This window comes from Noviherbaspirillum suwonense (assembly GCF_900182955.1).
Lineage (GTDB): Bacteria > Pseudomonadota > Gammaproteobacteria > Burkholderiales > Burkholderiaceae_D > Noviherbaspirillum_A > Noviherbaspirillum_A suwonense.
The window spans coordinates 115,856-132,767 of the sequence record NZ_FXUL01000008.1; the positions used below are offsets into that span (position 1 = coordinate 115,856).

17 protein-coding genes are annotated in these 16,912 nt (G+C 65.0%); 7 read left to right on the top strand and 10 right to left on the bottom strand.

Features of this window, described 5'->3' with window-relative positions; translation table 11 throughout:
• Positions 1-8: 8 nt before the first annotated feature.
• From QOL82_RS12505 to QOL82_RS12520, 4 genes are all read right to left on the bottom strand, one after another.
• Positions 9-455 (bottom strand): hypothetical protein, encoded by a 447-nt coding sequence (locus QOL82_RS12505; RefSeq protein WP_283442605.1) that lies wholly within the window; start codon positions 453-455, stop codon positions 9-11.
• Between the two features lie 454 nt (positions 456-909).
• Positions 910-2,553: a M48 family metallopeptidase gene (locus QOL82_RS12510; protein ID WP_283442606.1), complete on the bottom strand. Its 1,644-nt coding sequence runs from the start codon at positions 2,551-2,553 to the stop codon at positions 910-912.
• A complete protein-coding gene (locus QOL82_RS12515; protein ID WP_283442607.1) occupies positions 2,540-2,899 on the bottom strand; it encodes a hypothetical protein in 360 nt (119 codons plus the stop codon). The genes QOL82_RS12510 and QOL82_RS12515 overlap by 14 nt, the downstream gene beginning before the upstream one ends.
• Before the next feature lie 17 nt (positions 2,900-2,916).
• The gene (locus tag QOL82_RS12520; RefSeq protein WP_283442608.1) at positions 2,917-4,488 is read right to left on the bottom strand and encodes a CHASE2 domain-containing protein; all 1,572 of its coding nucleotides are present in this window, start codon (positions 4,486-4,488) and stop codon (positions 2,917-2,919) included.
• 311 nt (positions 4,489-4,799) lie between these two features.
• Here QOL82_RS12520 and QOL82_RS12525 point away from each other — a divergent pair, with 311 nt between their 5' ends.
• A complete protein-coding gene (locus QOL82_RS12525) occupies positions 4,800-5,357 on the top strand; it encodes a restriction endonuclease (protein WP_283442609.1) in 558 nt (185 codons plus the stop codon).
• Between the two features lie 69 nt (positions 5,358-5,426).
• Here the strand turns inward: QOL82_RS12525 and QOL82_RS12530 are convergent, their stop codons facing one another.
• Complete coding sequence (locus QOL82_RS12530) at positions 5,427-6,146, bottom strand: alpha/beta fold hydrolase (protein ID WP_283442610.1); 720 nt, start codon at positions 6,144-6,146, stop codon at positions 5,427-5,429.
• Between the two features lie 91 nt (positions 6,147-6,237).
• Here QOL82_RS12530 and QOL82_RS12535 point away from each other — a divergent pair, with 91 nt between their 5' ends.
• The 6 genes from QOL82_RS12535 (at position 6,238) to QOL82_RS12560 (ending at position 9,378) form a co-directional block, all read left to right on the top strand.
• Positions 6,238-6,615, top strand: a complete 378-nt coding sequence (locus QOL82_RS12535; RefSeq protein WP_283442611.1) for a MerR family transcriptional regulator — start codon at positions 6,238-6,240, stop codon at positions 6,613-6,615.
• Between the two features lie 274 nt (positions 6,616-6,889).
• The gene (locus QOL82_RS12540; protein ID WP_283442612.1) at positions 6,890-7,126 is read left to right on the top strand and encodes a hypothetical protein; all 237 of its coding nucleotides are present in this window, start codon (positions 6,890-6,892) and stop codon (positions 7,124-7,126) included.
• Between the two features lie 168 nt (positions 7,127-7,294).
• On the top strand, positions 7,295-7,489 hold the full coding sequence (locus QOL82_RS12545; protein WP_283442613.1) for a hypothetical protein: 195 nt from the start codon (positions 7,295-7,297) through the stop codon (positions 7,487-7,489).
• Positions 7,490-7,900: 411 nt separating this feature from the next.
• Positions 7,901-8,134, top strand: coding sequence for a hypothetical protein (locus QOL82_RS12550; protein ID WP_283442614.1), 234 nt, complete (start codon positions 7,901-7,903; stop codon positions 8,132-8,134).
• A gap of 67 nt (positions 8,135-8,201) precedes the next feature.
• Positions 8,202-8,492, top strand: coding sequence for a hypothetical protein (locus tag QOL82_RS12555; protein WP_283442615.1), 291 nt, complete (start codon positions 8,202-8,204; stop codon positions 8,490-8,492).
• Positions 8,493-8,613: 121 nt separating this feature from the next.
• Entirely contained in the window at positions 8,614-9,378 is a 765-nt protein-coding gene (locus tag QOL82_RS12560; RefSeq protein WP_283442616.1) for a PP2C family protein-serine/threonine phosphatase, read from the top strand.
• On the opposite strand, the gene QOL82_RS12565 is transcribed toward QOL82_RS12560, so the two are convergent.
• The 5 genes from QOL82_RS12565 to ggt all read right to left on the bottom strand — a co-directional run bounded on the left by QOL82_RS12565 (position 9,375) and on the right by ggt (position 16,879).
• Positions 9,375-10,667: a sigma-54 interaction domain-containing protein gene (locus QOL82_RS12565; protein WP_283442617.1), complete on the bottom strand. Its 1,293-nt coding sequence runs from the start codon at positions 10,665-10,667 to the stop codon at positions 9,375-9,377. The two genes, QOL82_RS12560 and QOL82_RS12565, sit on opposite strands and share 4 nt — an antisense overlap.
• A complete protein-coding gene (locus QOL82_RS12570; RefSeq protein ID WP_283442618.1) occupies positions 10,664-13,723 on the bottom strand; it encodes a peptidase domain-containing ABC transporter in 3,060 nt (1,019 codons plus the stop codon). The genes QOL82_RS12565 and QOL82_RS12570 overlap by 4 nt, the downstream gene beginning before the upstream one ends.
• A gap of 48 nt (positions 13,724-13,771) precedes the next feature.
• Positions 13,772-14,524 (bottom strand): peptidylprolyl isomerase, encoded by a 753-nt coding sequence (locus tag QOL82_RS12575; RefSeq protein ID WP_283442619.1) that lies wholly within the window; start codon positions 14,522-14,524, stop codon positions 13,772-13,774.
• Between the two features lie 138 nt (positions 14,525-14,662).
• On the bottom strand, positions 14,663-15,178 hold the full coding sequence (locus QOL82_RS12580; RefSeq protein ID WP_283442620.1) for a DUF1269 domain-containing protein: 516 nt from the start codon (positions 15,176-15,178) through the stop codon (positions 14,663-14,665).
• A gap of 93 nt (positions 15,179-15,271) precedes the next feature.
• Positions 15,272-16,879, bottom strand: a complete 1,608-nt coding sequence (gene ggt, locus QOL82_RS12585; RefSeq protein ID WP_283442621.1) for a gamma-glutamyltransferase — start codon at positions 16,877-16,879, stop codon at positions 15,272-15,274.
• Positions 16,880-16,912 lie beyond the last annotated feature (33 nt).

Below are 16,912 nucleotides of genomic sequence, written 5' to 3' on the forward strand. Positions count from 1 at the left end.
GATTCTTGCTAGCGAATTTGCCCCATCAGCGCATGCCAAGAACTTTGCAGAACCTCGCGAGTAAGTCCGCGTGTGGTTGGATAGGGCGCCACTTCATGCGCAATGCCTGCCGCTTCTACAATCGGCTGTGAATACTTCGCCTGTCCAATGCCAAGAATCCAGACGCCGTGGGGTTCGATCTGCTTGAGAACACTCTTAAACGGTTCGCACGCGGCTTCAAAATGCTCGTTTTTTGATCGACTTTCTCTGCCTTCTGCAATAGACCCCGGCACGAAATTGTAAAAGGCGATTTGATTCCAAAACCTCAGGCGGTCCTCCGGTGTCGATTTAGTTGTATGCATTCCCGAGCCGGTGTTAAAGATCTTGCTAAAGCTCATGTCGCGGACTTTGCGCGAAGCCCAACCACGAATGAATTCCGGCAGATCTTGCGTCTCTCCATACCATGACTCACCCAAGACTAGCACGCTCCGTTCTGCAGATAAGTAATTTTCGCCAATCCAAATGTCCCGCATAATTCTCTCTATTTAGTTTCCTAAATGCAATGCTAACAGAAAGATTGATCGCCTCGCAATTAAAAAAATTTGTAAAGATCGCGCAAGGCATCTAACTCGTCCGCTCGTCACCAAAACTTCCTACTATTGCAATAGTGGAAATGTCCGCTTACCGTCTAAAGCGGACGAATGAGCAATGAAAAGCCTATATCTTGGACAGATAAAAGAAATTAACTAATGCGGGTTCGAACAGAAAGTCAAAAAAGTTCGCCGGTCGGTTTGCAATTCTTGGCGGAGAACGCCACTTCTACGTTCTCCGCAGTCGACCTATCGCCTTAGAAGCATTGCTAAACATTCTCTCATCTAAAACGCAATTACTTCTACCCTCTTGATCCCCTCCTAATCCCCACTCCTCCCCTCACCTCTTCTTCATTATCTTGTCCACAATCTGCTCCGCCTTCACCTTGCTCTTCCGCTCCGCCTCGGCCAGTTCCGCCGGGCTGGCCGCCGCCTGCATGCATTGCGTCGACACCCTGCGGAAGTTCTTGCTGCACGTTGCCGCTACCCGCTTCGCCTCGTCCCAGCCCTGCGTTTCCCCGTAAAACTTCACCGCATACGGCCAGACGTCTTCCGCGTTCTGGAAATACGCCAGTCCTGATTCGAGAACCTTCTTTGCGGCGGCGGTCTGGTTGCCTTCCTTCAGCCGCGTGCTGCGTTCCTCGTAGGTTTTCCAGGCGCGGTCGGGTTCGGACTTGAAGTTCGCTTCGAGTATCAGGCCGGGGTCGACGCGCCTGCCGGCAGCGCCTGGCTGCACGTTCGTTACGGTGTAGAGCGCGAACAGCGGCACCGCGTGGGTTGCGGTGGGCGCTGTGACGGCGCTTCTTGCCTTGTCGAGTGCGCCGGGGTCGTTCGGCGCATTGATGGCCTTGAAGGCCAGCGAATAGTTCTTGAGGATGGCGGCGGTGCGCTTGTCCTGCAGCGCGGTCTTCAGCGGCCGCACGATGGGTTCCGCGCCGGTCTGGAGTTCCGGGAACGGGTCGACTGCCAGCGCGAGCGCATCGATCCGGGCGGTAGTTTCCGGGTGGTTGCTCTTGATCTTGTCGGACGCCTTATTGATCTCGAAGCTGAGCTGCTGCAGCGCCGCGCCGAGGCCGCCGCTGATCTCGCCGCTTGCCTGTCCGAGCGCCTGGCCCAGCTGGTTGGCGGGCTGCCTGGCGCTGGCCTGCATCGCCTTGTCCATCGACTGCTGCCGCAGCGCCTTGAGCAGCTGTTCCTGCCGGGCCTTGTCGCGTTCCTCGTTGCGGTCTTCCCAGGTCGCGATGCGTTCCAGGAAGGCCTTCATGCCGTGCTCGTAGGAATACCCGAGCTTGACGGAGAGGTTGAGGCCGAAGTTGTCGGCGGCGCTTTCCTGCGTGCGGCCGTAGATGGTGGTGGCGAGGCCGCGTCCCAGCATGTAGGCGGTGGCCAGGCTGTCGACCTGCGTCCAGCCGGTGGCCTGGCCGGTCTTCTTGGCAATCGCCACGGTCAGGGTCACGACCCCGGCGGCCGTGTTGGCGTCCTCGACCGCGCCTTCGAGCTGGTGATAGTGCAAATAGATATGGCCGAATTCATGGCTGAGCAGCGCCACCATTTCGTCTTCGCTCTCGACCGATTCCAGCCAGGGCAGCGAGACATAGATATGGCCGGCGCCGGTCGCGTAGGCATGCAGCGCCTCGTTCGCCACGATATGCACGGAGCCGGGCCAGTCCGGCACCCCGGCCTGCTTCTTGATGCGCGCATACAGGCCGTTCAGGTAGCGCTGCACGTCCGGCGCATTGACCAGGCCAAAGCCGCGGGCGCGCTGGTTGAGCACGTCCTGCGCTTCGTTGGGCCAGGTGCGCGGCACCGGCGGCGCGAGGTTGCCCACGGGGCTGGCCGGGGGCTTGCCGTCCTTGACGATGGACGTTATGTCGGCCATGCTTTTTGGCATGGTTTCGCAGCCGGCCAGGGGCAGCAGCGCCAGCGCCATTGCAAGCGCCGGCAAACGGAACGTGGAGCGCAGGCGGCGCTTATTTGCAGGCATCTTTACCTGCTCCCGGCGTGGCGGCGGTCAGTCCGCCGGAACCCAGCGCCACGGTGCCGCAGCTGGCCGTGGTGTCGCGGCTGACACGCACCTTGGAACCCCGGACCCAGTAGTCCTTCCCGCCTATCGCCACCTGGTAGAAACCGGCTTGCCGCGCCTGTATCGGCAACGGCAGGCCCGCCTCGGCCACGCTGATCTGGCGCGCGGCTTCGGGCGCGGCCGGCTGCTCGTAGAGGTCCAGCACCGAGGCGTTGGCCGGGCTGAGGCTGACGACCTTGTCTTGCGCGATGGCCGACGACGCGGCCAGTGCGAGCAGGCCGAACAGCATGGGAGAGAGGCGTTTCATGGGTTTCCTTTGCGGTTTTACACGGGGGATGTTGGAGCCGGTGCGGGAGGCGCTGTCGCTCTGGTTTCGTCGGGCACCAGCGCTCCCAGCTTCTTCATGTAGTTGAATCCTTCCGCCAGCAGCGTCATGGTGACCAGCTCGACCACGGGCAGCATGCCGATGCGGAACAAGGTCTGCAGGATGGCAATCAGCGCCATGGCGGCCACGGTTTTGAGCGTCATCTTGAGCAGCCAGGCCAGCACGCCTAGCGCTGCGCGGCCGATCTTTCGCGGCGTGATCCGCCTGGCGTCCTCCGCCGCAGCGCCGGCGTTGTGCGCTTTAGGTTTTTTAACGAAGCCGAATTTTTGCGAGACCTTGCGCCAGCCGACATTCACCAGGAACACGGCCAGTACGGCCAGCAGCGCAGGCTTGATCAGGTTGGGGAAATGCTCCGGCTCCCAGCCGGTGCTCTGCTTGTAGTTGCCCTGGTAGGTCAGCAGGTTGTCGAGCGCCATCGCATGCAGGTGCACGCCGGGAATCAGGCCGTGGACCGGGGAGTTCGCGAAGTCGTTGTAGCCGGGGACATTCGCGCCCACCAGCAGGTAGCGGTCCTTGAGGAATGGCGCCAGCACGTCTTCGGGCAATTCCCCCAGCTGGGCCATGGAAAGCGTGTTGTGATACGGGCAAACCGGGGAAGACGGGTTCTGGAAGAATTGCCGGATGATGCCCGGCACATATCGCGCCGCGTCGTAGGCGCCCGGCTTGCAGTACGACAGGCTGTCGGGCCGCTCGCGCTGCGGCGCGGACTTGAGGCCCCACACCAGCGCGAGCGGCGCGGTTTCCCTGCCCAGCTCGATATGCGCGACATCCTGCGCAATGGTCATCGCGGCGCTGCGGTAGGCAGGCGGGGTCGCGGCGGCGGAAGGTTCTCCCGTCCCGTCCTTCCAGCCGCTCTCGGCGCGGTGGCGCGTGAGCCGGTAGTCCCAGGCCAGGCCGTCCAGCGTGTCCGGCAGGTAGTCGACGCCGACCAGCGTGTAGCACGGCGCTTCGGTCGATGACGGATCCGGGCCAAGGCCGTTGCGCACCGCCAGCTTTCCGGTTTCCGGCGACGGCAAGGCGGCCAGGAACACCGGCACCTTGTATTCGTTCCGCACCGTGCACAGCGCCTGCCGCAGCGCCGGCAGGGTTGGGTCCTTGCGGTTCTGGCCGAAGGTAATGTCCAGCATGATTGCCTTGGGCCGGGCATTCGGGTCGCCGGCCAGGCGCAGCAGCCAGTCCGCATGGTCCTGGTAGCTGATCGGCCAGGCGCTGTCCGTGTGCTTCAGGAACTGCTGGTCGTACATCACGACGGTGATCCGGTCCCGCATCGCGGTCGGGTAGCCGACCTGCGCCGTTAACGTCGCCTGCGCCCTGGCCATGAAGCGGGTCAGCACCATGTCCTTGGCATTGAGCTTGTCGCCGATCGCCAGCATGACGAGGGACACGATGAAAAGGATGAGGAATGCGCATGCCAGCGTGGCGAAGGACATGCGCTCGCCCTTCACGGGCGGGTCGGAATACCGGAGCGCTTTTCTGAAGGTATCTTTTACGCCGCCAGGTATTCTTGTCATATTCATGCTGCAGCAACGCTGTTTTTATCGTTTGAATGCGGCTCGATAGCTTGTCAAAGCTTCAACATCAAGCTTAGCATGCCGCCTGCCGTGTTGGCATCACACAAATTAACTATAGGGAACATCTTGCTTTACCGATGCGACCCGGCAGCGCTGGCTGGTCGCGGTGCGCCGCGCCGGCGGAAATGCCTGCCGTCGCGCTGGTCCATTCATAAACGTTGCCGCGTGCGCCTGCCTTTGCGGGAATCGCAACGCACTTGGACTAGAATGGCGTCCAAATCCAGTGAGAGGGCCGGCTTATGCGTTTGAAGATGAAAGAAAATTCCCTGTTCGCAGTCCTGCTGCGCTCGCCCTGGTGGATCAGCTTCCTGGTCTCCGCGATCATTGGCGTGGTCGCGATGCTGGCGATGCCGCTGGAATACCGGGCACTCGCGATTTTTTCCGGGGGACCGTTCTTCATCATCGGATGCATGGCCGCATGGCGGCAGTGGCGCACGCCCAGCGCCACCAAGGTGACCGCCGCGCTGGATGCCGCATCGCAGATGCCGTCGGCGGCGTTCATGGCCGCGGTCAGCGAGGGCTTCCGCCGGCAGGGCTACACGGTCAAGCCCTACGCGGGCCGCGGCGCCGACTTCGAAGCCGACAAGGCCGGCCGCATCGCATTGATTGCCTGCAAGCGCTGGAAGGCCGCGCGGCATGGCATCGAGCCGTTCCGCGAGCTGCAGGCCGCCGCCGACAGCCGCGGCGCGCAGGACTGCATTTACATCGCGCTCGGCGAAGTCAGCGACACGGCGCGCCGCTTTGCGGTGGACTCGAAGATCGACATCGTCCAGGGCGTGCGCCTGGCGCAGCTGGTCAAGGCGGGCTAAGGGCGGGCCGGCGGTTAACGACGGTTGCGATTGGCTGCTTAATCGGCTTTTAGGATGCGCTGCGGGTTTTTAAACGGCGTCGATCCAGCGCGACATTGCCCTGATGACGGCGTCAGGCTGTTCAAGCGGCGCCATGTGGCCGCAACGCTCCAGCACCAGCATTTCCGCTTCACGAATCCCGGATGCCATCTCCTCGCTGCAATCCAGGGGCGTGACCTGGTCTTCGCGTCCGCACAGGACCAGGGTCTTGCAGCGTATATCTTTGAGCAAGGGCCGGCTGTCCGGCCGACCTATCGCCGCCCGCTGCTGCCGTACGAATCCGTCCGGGCCGACGCTGCGGGCCATCGACAGCAGGAGATCGCCAAGCGCCGCATCGTTGACCCGCGACGCATGGACCAACCGCGGCAGGAAGGCAGCCGCCAGCGCATCGAAGCCGGCTGCGCCGCTGCGCGCATTTACCAGCGCGGCAATCATGCGTTCCCTGCCGATGATCGATTCCGGCAAGTCCGGGCGGGCGCTGGTGGCGATTAATGCCAGGGCCGCCACGCGCTCCGGCGCGCGACGCAGTATCTCGAACGCCACGTAGCCGCCGAGTGAAAATGCCGCCAGCGCAAACGGGCCGGGCGGCGCACTGGCAAGCGCCGTGGCGGCCAGCGCGGCGACGGACGCGTGGCCGGAGCAGTCCGCGACCTGACATTGATGCTCGTTCATCGCGGCAATGACAGGCTGCCAGACGCGGGCGTCGTTCATGAGACCTGGAAGTAAAAGTAAGGGAATAGGTTGATTCATCGCTCGTTTCCAGAGAGTTAAACTGGCTCTACACTAAGTCTGGAGTGCGCTCCATGGTCAAGGGGTGCAACACAATTCATTGGAAGAAGGCATGTTGATTTCTGAATTTGCGAGCGCTTCGGGGTTGAGCATAGACACCGTGCGGTTCTATCTGCGGCAGGGATTACTGACCCCGAAACGCAGCAGTAAAGGCGGCGCCGGCGGCTACCGGGAGTTCGGTCCCGACGAATTACGCATTGCGGCCGGGATCCGGACAGGCCAGGCGCTCGGCCTGTCCCTGGCCGAGATCAAGCGTTTTATCGTCGAACGACGCTCGGGTCCCCGCTCCGCTGGAAAAGGGATCGATGTAATGGAAATGCATCGCGAGCGGCTTCATCAACGACTGCTTGAATTGCAGCGCCTGCTTGCCTACATGGACAGGAAGATCGAGTGGATGAAAGGCGAAGGCGACGAGCCGGCGTGGCCCTAGGCGGCAACGGTTTTCAGGCGCGCACGAAGACCGGCTTGGCAAGCATAACGATGGCGGTTGCCGACAGTTGTCAAAAACATGTCCGGCGAAATCGGACACGGCCACCGCCAAAATCTTGCCGCCCTTGTATCAAAACCGCGGTTTCGATGCCATCCCGATATCGTTTTGCGCGTTTCATGGCTTTCCGGTGCGCTGGCACGGTTGATGCGATATGTGCTGCGAGCCCAACGAAAGCTCGCCAACCAACCAAACCACTCAACTTAGGAGAACTACCATGAAAGCACTGATGATCAAGGATCTGGCCGTCACCAAGCAACTCGGCGCTGAAGAAATGTCGGCTGTGCGCGGCGGCAGCAACTACAACGTCCACAACGTGAACTATGCCAAGAGCGGCGGCTTCGCCAGCCCGTCGGCGGTGATCGCGCCCGTCACGCAGGTGGATGCGACTTCCCACACCACGAACAATGTGCTGCAGAACTTCGGCGGCGAACAGTTTGCCGGCCTGTTTTAATCCGGATGGCGGAGCCGGGCGCTGCAATGCGGCTCCCGGCAGATGCACATCAATATCCATCGCCGCGCCGTCCCGCAGGGACTGGCGCGGCGCCTATACTGGAAGCGACAGCGCGTTACTCCTTGCGCCGCTTCCGGCGACCGACCCACATTGATGGAGGTAGCAACCATGGCGACCATACACATTAAAGACCTGAGCGACAGCACCGAACTGGACCGCGAGGCCATGCGCGCCATCGTCGGCGGCGCACGCGGCGGCAGCCAGCCGTGGCAGGCCATCGCCGAGGTGTTCAAAGACAGACGCATCGTCGACTACCCGCCAGGCTTCAAGCCGCGCACCCCCGTGCCAGCCAGCAGGAAATAAAGCGGCAGGTTGCCGACACATCCACCTTCGGGTGGATTTTTTTTGCGTGATGGTTGTTGGCGAGCAGACGGCCTGTATCGGCCGAAAATCAGTCTGTGCTTCGGGCATCTCCGGAACGTCTCCCGATCCGTATTCGTACAGATGCAACCAGGCCGACGGAAGAGGAAGCGTGTGCGGCTCGGGTCGGTTGTCGAGACCAGACAGTTGTCCAAAAGATGTTCGCCCGCGCCATACGCCCGCCGCGCCCGTATGTGGTCAGCCTGGCACCAAAACCCCGGTTTTTGATGTCCTTCCAACATGTTTTCCCCCGTTTTCCCCGCCCCGGCGCGCTGGCACGGTTGATGCGATAGGTACTGCGAGCCCAACGAAAGCTCGCCAACCAACCAAACCACTCAACTTAGGAGAACTACCATGAAAGCACTGATGATCAAGGACCTGGCCGTCACCAAGCAACTCGGCGCCGAAGAAATGTCGACTGTCCGCGGCGGCAGCAACTACAACGTCCACAACGTGAACTACGCCAAGAGCGGCGGCTTCGCCAGCCCGTCGGCGGTGATCGCGCCGGTGACCCAGGTCGACGCGACGTCCTATACGCATAACACCATGCTGCAAAACTTCGGCGGCCTGCAAGGCGCCATTCTGTAAGCAGGCGACGGGCCGGGAGCGGCGACACCGCTCCCGGCAGCGCCCACCGACCACGACGGAGACCGACATGAGCACATTACGCATCAGCGACCTTGAAACGAGCCGCGTCCTGGGCAGCCAGGCGATGTCCACCATCCGCGGCGGCGATGGCGCCCGCTGGGTGTATGGATGGATCGCGGCATTCAATCCGCTGGCAGGCCGCGCCAGTTCGGCGGCAGTAAATTTTGTGCAGAACAACACGATCTTTATGGCCGAGCAGATGACCAACCAGTTCCTGCAGGTCGGCGTGAACAACACCGGCGCCGCTGCCAACATCAACGTGATGCCCACCACCGTCGGCATCACGCAGAAACAGTAAGCGCCGCGCGCAAACTTGAGCCGGGGTCAAACATTGGTCGGGTAGCCTTGCGCCGGCCGCAAATTCGCGCCCTTATACTGGTCCTTCGCATCGCAACCCAGCGTGCTTTCCGGAGGCTCAGATGGCGCAAGCTTGCCCATTCCGTTGGCAGTCCGCATCCTGCTCGCATGTCGGCAGGATACGCAGGATCAATGAAGACTCCCTGCTCGACCAGCCTGAACGCGGCCTGTGGGCAGTGGCCGACGGCATGGGCGGACACACGCTGGGCGATGTCGCAAGCCGGATGGTGGTCGACGCGCTGGCCCGCCTGCCCGACGTCACCGCCAGCGACATCCGCCTCTGCCTGAGCGAGGTCAACCAGCGGCTGATGAAGGAAGCGGCGATGCGCGACGTCCAGCTCATCGGCAGCACCGCGGTCGTGCTGATGGCCGCCGACGGCCGCTGCACCTGCATCTGGGCCGGCGACAGCCGCATCTACCGCTACCGCGACGGCATGCTGCAGCAGCTCACCCGCGACCACAGCCATGTCGAGGACCTGGTGTCCCGCGGGCTGCTGACGCCGGACGAGGCGAGCCGCCATCCCGGCCACAACCTGATCACCCGCGCGATCGGCGTGGCCGACCTGCTCGAACTCGAGGAGACCGACACCGAGGTCCAGGACGGCGACATGTTCGTACTGTGCAGCGACGGCCTGAGCAATGAAGTCGATGCGCCGCAGATCGCAGCGCTCCTGGCGCCGCATGACTGCCGGCTGGCCGCGCAGCGGCTGGTGGAGGAAGCGCTGGCGCATGGCGGGCGCGACAATATCACGGTGGTCGTGGTCATGGCGGTCGACCCCGCGCATGACGAGATGACGGCCATCAACCCGGCGCTGGACCGGGGCTAGGCCGCGCCGTTGCCGGTCGGCCGGAAGTCGCGGGAGCGGATGCCGTGCTTCTTCAGCAGCATCTGCAGGTGCGGCCGGTTCATCTCGCAGCGCCGCGCCAGTTCGGCCACCGTGCCGCCCACCTCGCGCAATCCCCTTTCCAGGAACAGCCGCTCGGCCTCGTCGCTGGCCGCGCGCCTGGCCTCGCCGAGCGCGCCGGCCGACATCGCCACCGGCGGCTGGTCGGGCTGGGCCTGTACCGGCGCGGAGCGCGGCCGGATGTCTGCCGGCAGGTGCGCCAGGTCGGCGGTGTCGCCGGCGAGGCAGGACAGGCGGTAGATCAGGTTGCGCAGTTCGCGGATGTTGCCCGGATATTCGTAGGCCAGCAGGAAGTCGCGCAGCCGCGGCGTCATCCGCAGCGGCTGGCGCTTCAGGCTTTCCGCGGCTTCCGCGCCGAAGTAGGCGAACAGCAGCGGTATCTCGTCCTTGCGGGCGCGCAGCGGCGGCAGCGTGACATGGATCACGCTGAGCCGGTAGAACAGGTCCTCGCGGAACGTGCCGTCGACGATCAGCTGCCGCAGGTTCTTGTTGGTCGCGGCGACGATGCGGGTGTCGACCGAGATGGTCTCGTCCGAGCCCACGCGCTGGATCTCGTGCGACTGCAGCACCCGCAGCAGCTTCACCTGGCCCGGCAGCGGCAGCTCGCCGATCTCGTCGAGGAAGATGGTGCCGCGGTGCGCGCTCTCGAACTTGCCCTTGCGGTCGTTGGCCGCGCCGGTGAATGCGCCCTTCCTGTGGCCGAACAGTTCGGACTCCAGCAGGTTCTCCGGGATCGCGCCGCAGTTGACCGAGATATACGGCCGGTCGGCGCGCGAGCCGTTGGCATGGATCACCTTGGCCATCAGCTCCTTGCCGGTGCCGCTCTCGCCGTCGATCAGCACCGGCAGGTCGGTCGGCGCCGCCTTCTCCGCGACTTCCAGCGCATCGAGCAGGTCGGGATTGTCGCCGAAGGTGCCCTCGAACACGAAGCTGCGCGCCAGCAGCGCGCGGCGGCGCTCGCCGGCCGGCAGCGGCCGCGCCGCGGCGCCGGCGCCGGCCGCTGCCGCCACGAAGCGCTCCTTGGTCGACAGCTGCATCACCTCGTCGCGCAGCGCATTGGCCTGGCGCAGCAGCTTCTCGATGTCGGCCCGTTCGAGCCGGCTGGCCCAGCGCAGCGCCGAGCGCAGGATCTCGATCTTTTCCAGCAGGCCCGCGGTGGACACGGTGGAAAGGCTGGACGGTTCGGCCAGGTCCTGGTTCAGTAGGGTCATTGGGCGCTCAACTGTTTTTGCACCAGCTGGTAGTACATGCCGCGACGCTCGACCAGCTCGTCATGCCGGCCCTGCTCGACCACGGCGCCTTCGTACAGCACGAGGATCTTGTCGGCCCGCATGATGGTGCTGAGCCGGTGCGCGATGATGACCGCGGTGCGTCCCTTCAGGATCTCGTTCATGTTGCCGATGATGTTGCTCTCCGACTGCGTGTCGAGCGCGGACGTGGCTTCGTCGAACACCAGCAGCCGCGGGTCGTGGTACAGCGCGCGGGCGATGCACAGCCGCTGCACCTGGCCGCCGGACAGGCCCATGCCGCGCTCGCCCACCACCTGCTCGTAGCCCAGCGGCAGCTTGGCGATGAACGCATGCGCGTCGGCCATCTTTGCCACCTCCTCGATGCGGCGGCGGTCCATGCTCTCGTCGCCGCTGGCGATGTTGGCGGCGATGGTGCCGGAGAACAGCAGGTTGCTCTGCATGACATAGCCGACCTGCGCCCGGTAGTAATCCTTGTCGATCACGCTCATCTCGTAGCCGTCGACCATGATCTTGCCCTCGGTCGGCGGATAGAAGCCGACCAGCAGCTTGGCCAGCGTGGTCTTGCCCGAACCGCTGCGGCCGACGATGGCGACCAGCTCGCCGGGGCGGATGTCGAGGCTGATGTTTTCCAGCACGTAGGCGGTCTCGTTGCCGCCATAGCGGAAATAGACATTCTCCAGCCGCACCTCGCCCTGCAGGTCCGGCAGCACCACGCGCGAAGCGACGTCGCCGGGCTTCTGCTCGGGCTCGATGTCGAGCACGTCGCCCAGCCGTTCCATCGCGACGCCGGCGTCGTTGAGCAGGTTCCACAGGCCCACCAGCCCCATCAGCGGCCCCAGCACGCTGCCCATCAGCGCATTGAACGCGATCAGCTGCCCGATGGTCAGCTCGCGGCTCAGCACCAGGTTGGCCCCGACCCACAGGATGGCGATGGTGACCGCGGCATTGAGCAGCTGGCTGGCCAGGCCCACCCAGATATGGAAGGTCTGCGCGCGGTACTGGGTCTCCAGCGCCTTCACGTATTTCTTTTCCCACTTCAGCCGCACCGGCCGCTCCATGCCCATGCCCTTGATGGTCTCCACGCCGCCCAGCGCTTCCATCAGGAAAGCCTGGGCGTCGGTCGACGCGGTGAACACGTCGCGGGCATAGGCCTTGATGCGCGGGGTGGCGACCACGGTCAGCCCGACGATGGGCACGACGAAGGCCATCAGCAGCAGCGTCAGCTTGACGTTGTACATGAACATGATGGTGAAGTAGATGAACACCATCAGCAGGTTCAGCAGCGTGGTGACCGTGGACTCGGTCAGGAACGCGCGTATGGTCTGGTTCTCCTGGAAGCGCGCGAGGATGTCGCCGGTCTTGCGCTTGGCGAAGAAGGAGAACGGCAGCGACATCGTGTGCTTGAAGAACTGCGACATCATCGTGAAGTCCATGTTGCGCACCATGAAGTTGGCAAGGTAGGCGCGTATGGTCGTCATCACCTGGGTGAAGACACTGGAGATGATCAGGCCCAGGATCAGCAGGTGCAGCAGGCTCAGGTTCTGGTGCACGATCACGCCGTCCAGGATGTTCTGGATGATCAGCGGCGGCACCACGCCCAGCATCTGGATCACGAAGGTGGCGATGAACAGGTGCAGCAGCAGTTTCTTGTACGGCTTCAGGTAGCCGACGAAACGTATCCACGGCGAGCGGGCCGCGCCCAGCTCGGCCTGCTCCTGGCCGGGCGTGAACACCAGGCAGGTGCCGCTCCAGCCGCGCTCGAACTCCTTCACGCTCATCTTGCGGAAGCCCAGCGCGGGGTCGGCCACCCAGACCCGGTCGGCGCTGATGCCGTAGACCACGACGTAGTGATAGCCCTCCCAGTGCACGATGAAGGGCAGCTCGAAGCCCAGCAGCGAGTCGTACGTGCATTGCATGCCGCGCGTGGAGAAGCCCAGCGTCTCGCCGACCTTCGCCAGGCTTTCCAGGGTCGCGCCCTGGGTCGTCACGTTGGCCAGCTCGCGCAGCTTGCCGAGCGTGATCGAGATGCCGTAGTGCCGGCACAGCATGGCCAGGCAGGCCGCGCCGCAATCCATTTCCTCGGCCTGCTCGACCAGCGCGAAACGCCGGATCAGCTTCTCGTAGCCGTCGGCGCGCGACTGCAGGTCCAGCACCACCGGGCGCTTGCGGCGTTCAGCCAGCCGCTTCTGCCGGTCGAGTTCGCGCTCGACGAAACGGATGCGGTCTTCCAGCACCTCGCGCAGCTTGGGATTGCGCTCCAGCACCTGGTGCACGGTCTTTTCGGGGATAACGAGCAGCGTGACGTCGGTGACGGCGGTGACCGAGGCCATCTGCTCCTGGCGCAGCATGCAGGCCTTCTCGCCGAACAGCTCGCCCTGGCCCAGGGTGGCCAGCGGGTACTCGGCCCCAGCCTCGGTGCGCGCCAGCCTGACCTCGCCGCGCCGTATCACGTAGAGCCGCCGGTCCTCGCGGCTGTCCTGCTTCAGGATTTCGCGCCCGGCGCCGATGCGCTTGACGCCGACGCTGCGCACCAGTTCCTCCAGCTCCGGCTTGCTGACCTTGCCGCGCAGGTCGAACAGCTTCGTGACGAAGCCGCCGGCGGAGCTGATGGCGACATAGCTGGTGACGAAGTCGCGCGCGGCCATGTTGCCGGCCACGACAGGCGCGATCGCCTCGCGCGGCAGCACCAGCAGTTCGGTCTTGCCCGACGCCCGCACCGACGACTCGTGCAGGTGCTCGCGCAGCATCGCGATCTCGGCAAAGACCTCGCCGGGCTTCCTGACGCCCATGCTGATTTCCTTGCCGTTTTCCTCGGTGAAGACCCGCACCGAGCCGGACTTGACGATGAACAGCCCCGCCGCCGGCTCGCCGGCGCTGCAGACCGTGTCGCCGAACGCATAGAAACGCGACTGCGCGTCGGCGGCAAGGCGCTCCATTTCGTCCGGCGACAGCGGCGACAGGATTTCCACCGTCGCCAGGAAGCCGGCCAATGACTGCCCGGCGGACGGTGTGCTCATGGTGTGTTCATTGCGGTCGGCCTCCCCCGCCACGCGCCGCTTGCAGCGCTAGCGCGCCTCGATAATGTGTTCCTGCGCCCGCGCCAGCAGCCAGTCCTCGCGCAGCAGGCGGCGGATCTCGGCGGCGGTGTCCTCGTCCAGCGTCGCCGGATGCCTGCGGTTGACCGCGAAGATCTCGAAGCAGCCGCGCTCGGCCGACTGGAACGGGCCCAGCAGGTCGCCCGGGGCCGCATTGAACACCTTGGCCTCGACGTCGCTGCGCAGCGAACCGCGCAGCACGCGGCCGATGACGCCGCCGGTAGCGCGCGTCTCGGCCATCGAGTGCTCGGCGGCCATCTCGGCGAAGCTGTCGGGGTCGTCGGACAGGTAGGCCATCAGCTCGCGCGCCTTGCCTTCGCTGTCGACCACGATATGGCTGATCTCGATGGCGTCGAAGCGCGGCGAGTTGAGCTTGAAGTAGTCGTCGACGCGGCGCGCGTCGCAGACCGTCTCCAGCACCTTCTCCTGGTACAGCGTGTCGGTGATGAATTCCTCGAATTCATCCAGGCTCACGCCGATGGCGTCGAGATAGCTGTTCATGTCGGCGGCCCGGTGCAGGCCCCTGACGCGGCGGAACTGGTCCGCCCGCTCCTGGATTTCCTCGGCCTGCACGACCACGCCCTGCTGCCGCGCCGCCAGGACGGCCACCCGGTCCCTGACGAGCTGCTCCAGCAGTCCGTCGAACTGGCCGCCCAGCTTCAGCGTCCTGACAAAGTCGTCGGTGGTGACGACCTTGTCATCGATACGCACTATCGTTGCCATGGCATCCTCGAATCGGCTTGCTTGCTCCAACCATCCCGCAAGTCTAGGACGCGCACGCCGGGCATGCCTGACATGGATCAATAGCCCGGTCGCACCGGCGGCGATCGGTCGGTCGCGGGGCGCGCGGCGTCAGGGCCGCTACGGGAAGGTCGGTATGTGCGACTCCTCTCCCTTGAACCGCATCTCCGGATGGCGCTCGGCCATTATCGTTTCCACCTTTTCGATGCTGCCGGCGGGCACGTCGGCGATCAGCAGGATATTGCCGGCCTCGAGCTCGGGCGCAAAGGCCGCGAGCCGCGAGTTGGGCAGCGACGCGCCCTGCATGCTCGACGCCCATGCGCCGAACAGCATGCCCAGCAGCGCCGCGATGACGACCACGGCGGCCTTGACGCCGGCCCGGTCGAGGTCGAAGTAGTACAGCAGGCCGATGCCGGCCAGCAGCCCGAGCGCCGCGCCGGCGGCCATGCCCATTTCGGCGCCGCGCACCACGTCCGTCCTCTGCAGCAGGCTGGCTTCGGGCAGGTCGGGCGGCAGCGACGGCCCGGCGGTCATGAACCGGATGTGCCGCGCCTCGATGCGCGCCAGCAGCAGTTCGTCCATGGCGGCGCGGGCGGCGGCCACGTCCGGCAGCAGGTAATACAGGCGATGTCTCATGATGGTCTCCTTCACGAAGGGACTTCGTAGGACCAGTATAGGAATTCCTCCGTAAAAGTCCCGGACACAATCGCCCGGCCCGCCAAAAACCGTCTACATGCCGACCGGATACCCGTCCTTCCGGTGGTCCGACGCGGCGATGTAGCCGCCGTCTATGCGCATGGCCATCTGCGCGCAGCCGAACTCGGTGTCGAAGCGCGGCGCGATTTGTACCTGGTGGCCGCGCGACTTCAGGCCCGCGATGGCCTCGGCCGGGAAATTCCATTCGACCGCGATGGTCGCGTTGTCGTCCATCACGCGCCAGCGCGGCGCGTCGCTGGCGGCCTGCGGATTCTGGCCGTGGTCGGCGATGCGGGCCGTCATCTGCAGGTGCCCCTGCGCCTGCATCGAGCCGCCCATCACGCCGAAGCTCGCCAGCGGCGCGCCGTCGCGCATCAGGAAGCCGGGGATGATGGTGTGGAACGGCCGCTTGCCCGGCCCGACCTGGTTCGCATGGCCGGGCGCGAGCGAGAAGCCCCAGCCGCGGTTATGCAGCGCGATGCCGGTGTCCGGCACCACCACGCCCGAGCCGAAGCCCTTGAAGTTGGACTGGATGAAGGAGACCATCATGCCGCTCTCGTCGGCGGCGGTCAGGTAGACCGTGCCGCCGGTGTGCGGCGAGCCGGGCCGGGCGACGGCGGCGCGCTCCGGGTCGATCAGCCTGGCGCGGCGGCGCAGGTAATCCGCGTCCAGCAGGTGCGTCGCCTGCACCGCCTGCATCGCGTCGGGGTCGGCCACGTATTCCTGCATGTCGGCGAACGCCAGTTTCATCGCCTCGACCTGCAGGTGGACGGTGGCGGCGGTGTCGAGGCCGCGCGCGCGCAGATCGAAATGGTCGAGCATGCCGAGCGCCATCAGCGCGCCGATGCCCTGCCCGCTCGGCCCGATCTCGAACAGCTCGAGGTCGCGGTATCGGACGCTGATCGGGTCGACCCAGTCGGCGCGATGGGCGGCCAGGTCGGCCTCGGTCATCGCGCCGCCGGTGTTGCGCGCATGGGCCGCGATGCTGGCGGCCAATTCACCGTGGTAGAAGTCGTCGCCCTTGCTGGCGGCGATGCGTTCCAGCGTGCGCGCCTGGCCGGGGCAGATGAAACGTTCGCCAGGCAGCGGCGCGCGTCCCTGCGGCGCGAATGCCTCCCGGTATCCCGGGTACGGCAGCAGGTCTTCCACCTGCGCCTGCCATTGCCGGTGCACGGTCGGCGACACCAGGTAGCCGTCGCGCGCATAACGCAGCGCCGGCTCGAACAGGTCGCCGAAAGGCAGCCGGCCGAACTTGTCGGACAGCGCGCGCCAGGCCGAGACCGTGCCCGGCACGGTCACCGAGTCCCAGCCGCGCAGCGGCATGCCGCTGCGGCCGGCGAAATGGTCCGGCGTCCATGCGGCCGGCGCCCGGCCGGACGCATTCAGGCCGTGCAGCTTTTTCCCGTCCCACAGGATCGCGAAGGCGTCGCCGCCGATGCCGTTCATGCACGGCTCCACCACGGCCAGCGTGATCGCGGTGGCCAGCGCCGCATCCACCGCGTTGCCGCCGCGGGCGAACATCTGCAGCCCGGCGGACGACGCCAGCGGCTGCGAGGTGCTGACCACGTTCGCCGCGAGCAGCGGCATGCGCTGGGATGGGTAAGGGTAATCGAGCAGCGATGCCAGCTTGCCTGCTTCCATGGTCGTCCTTCCTGAGTAATGTGCCGGGGAAAT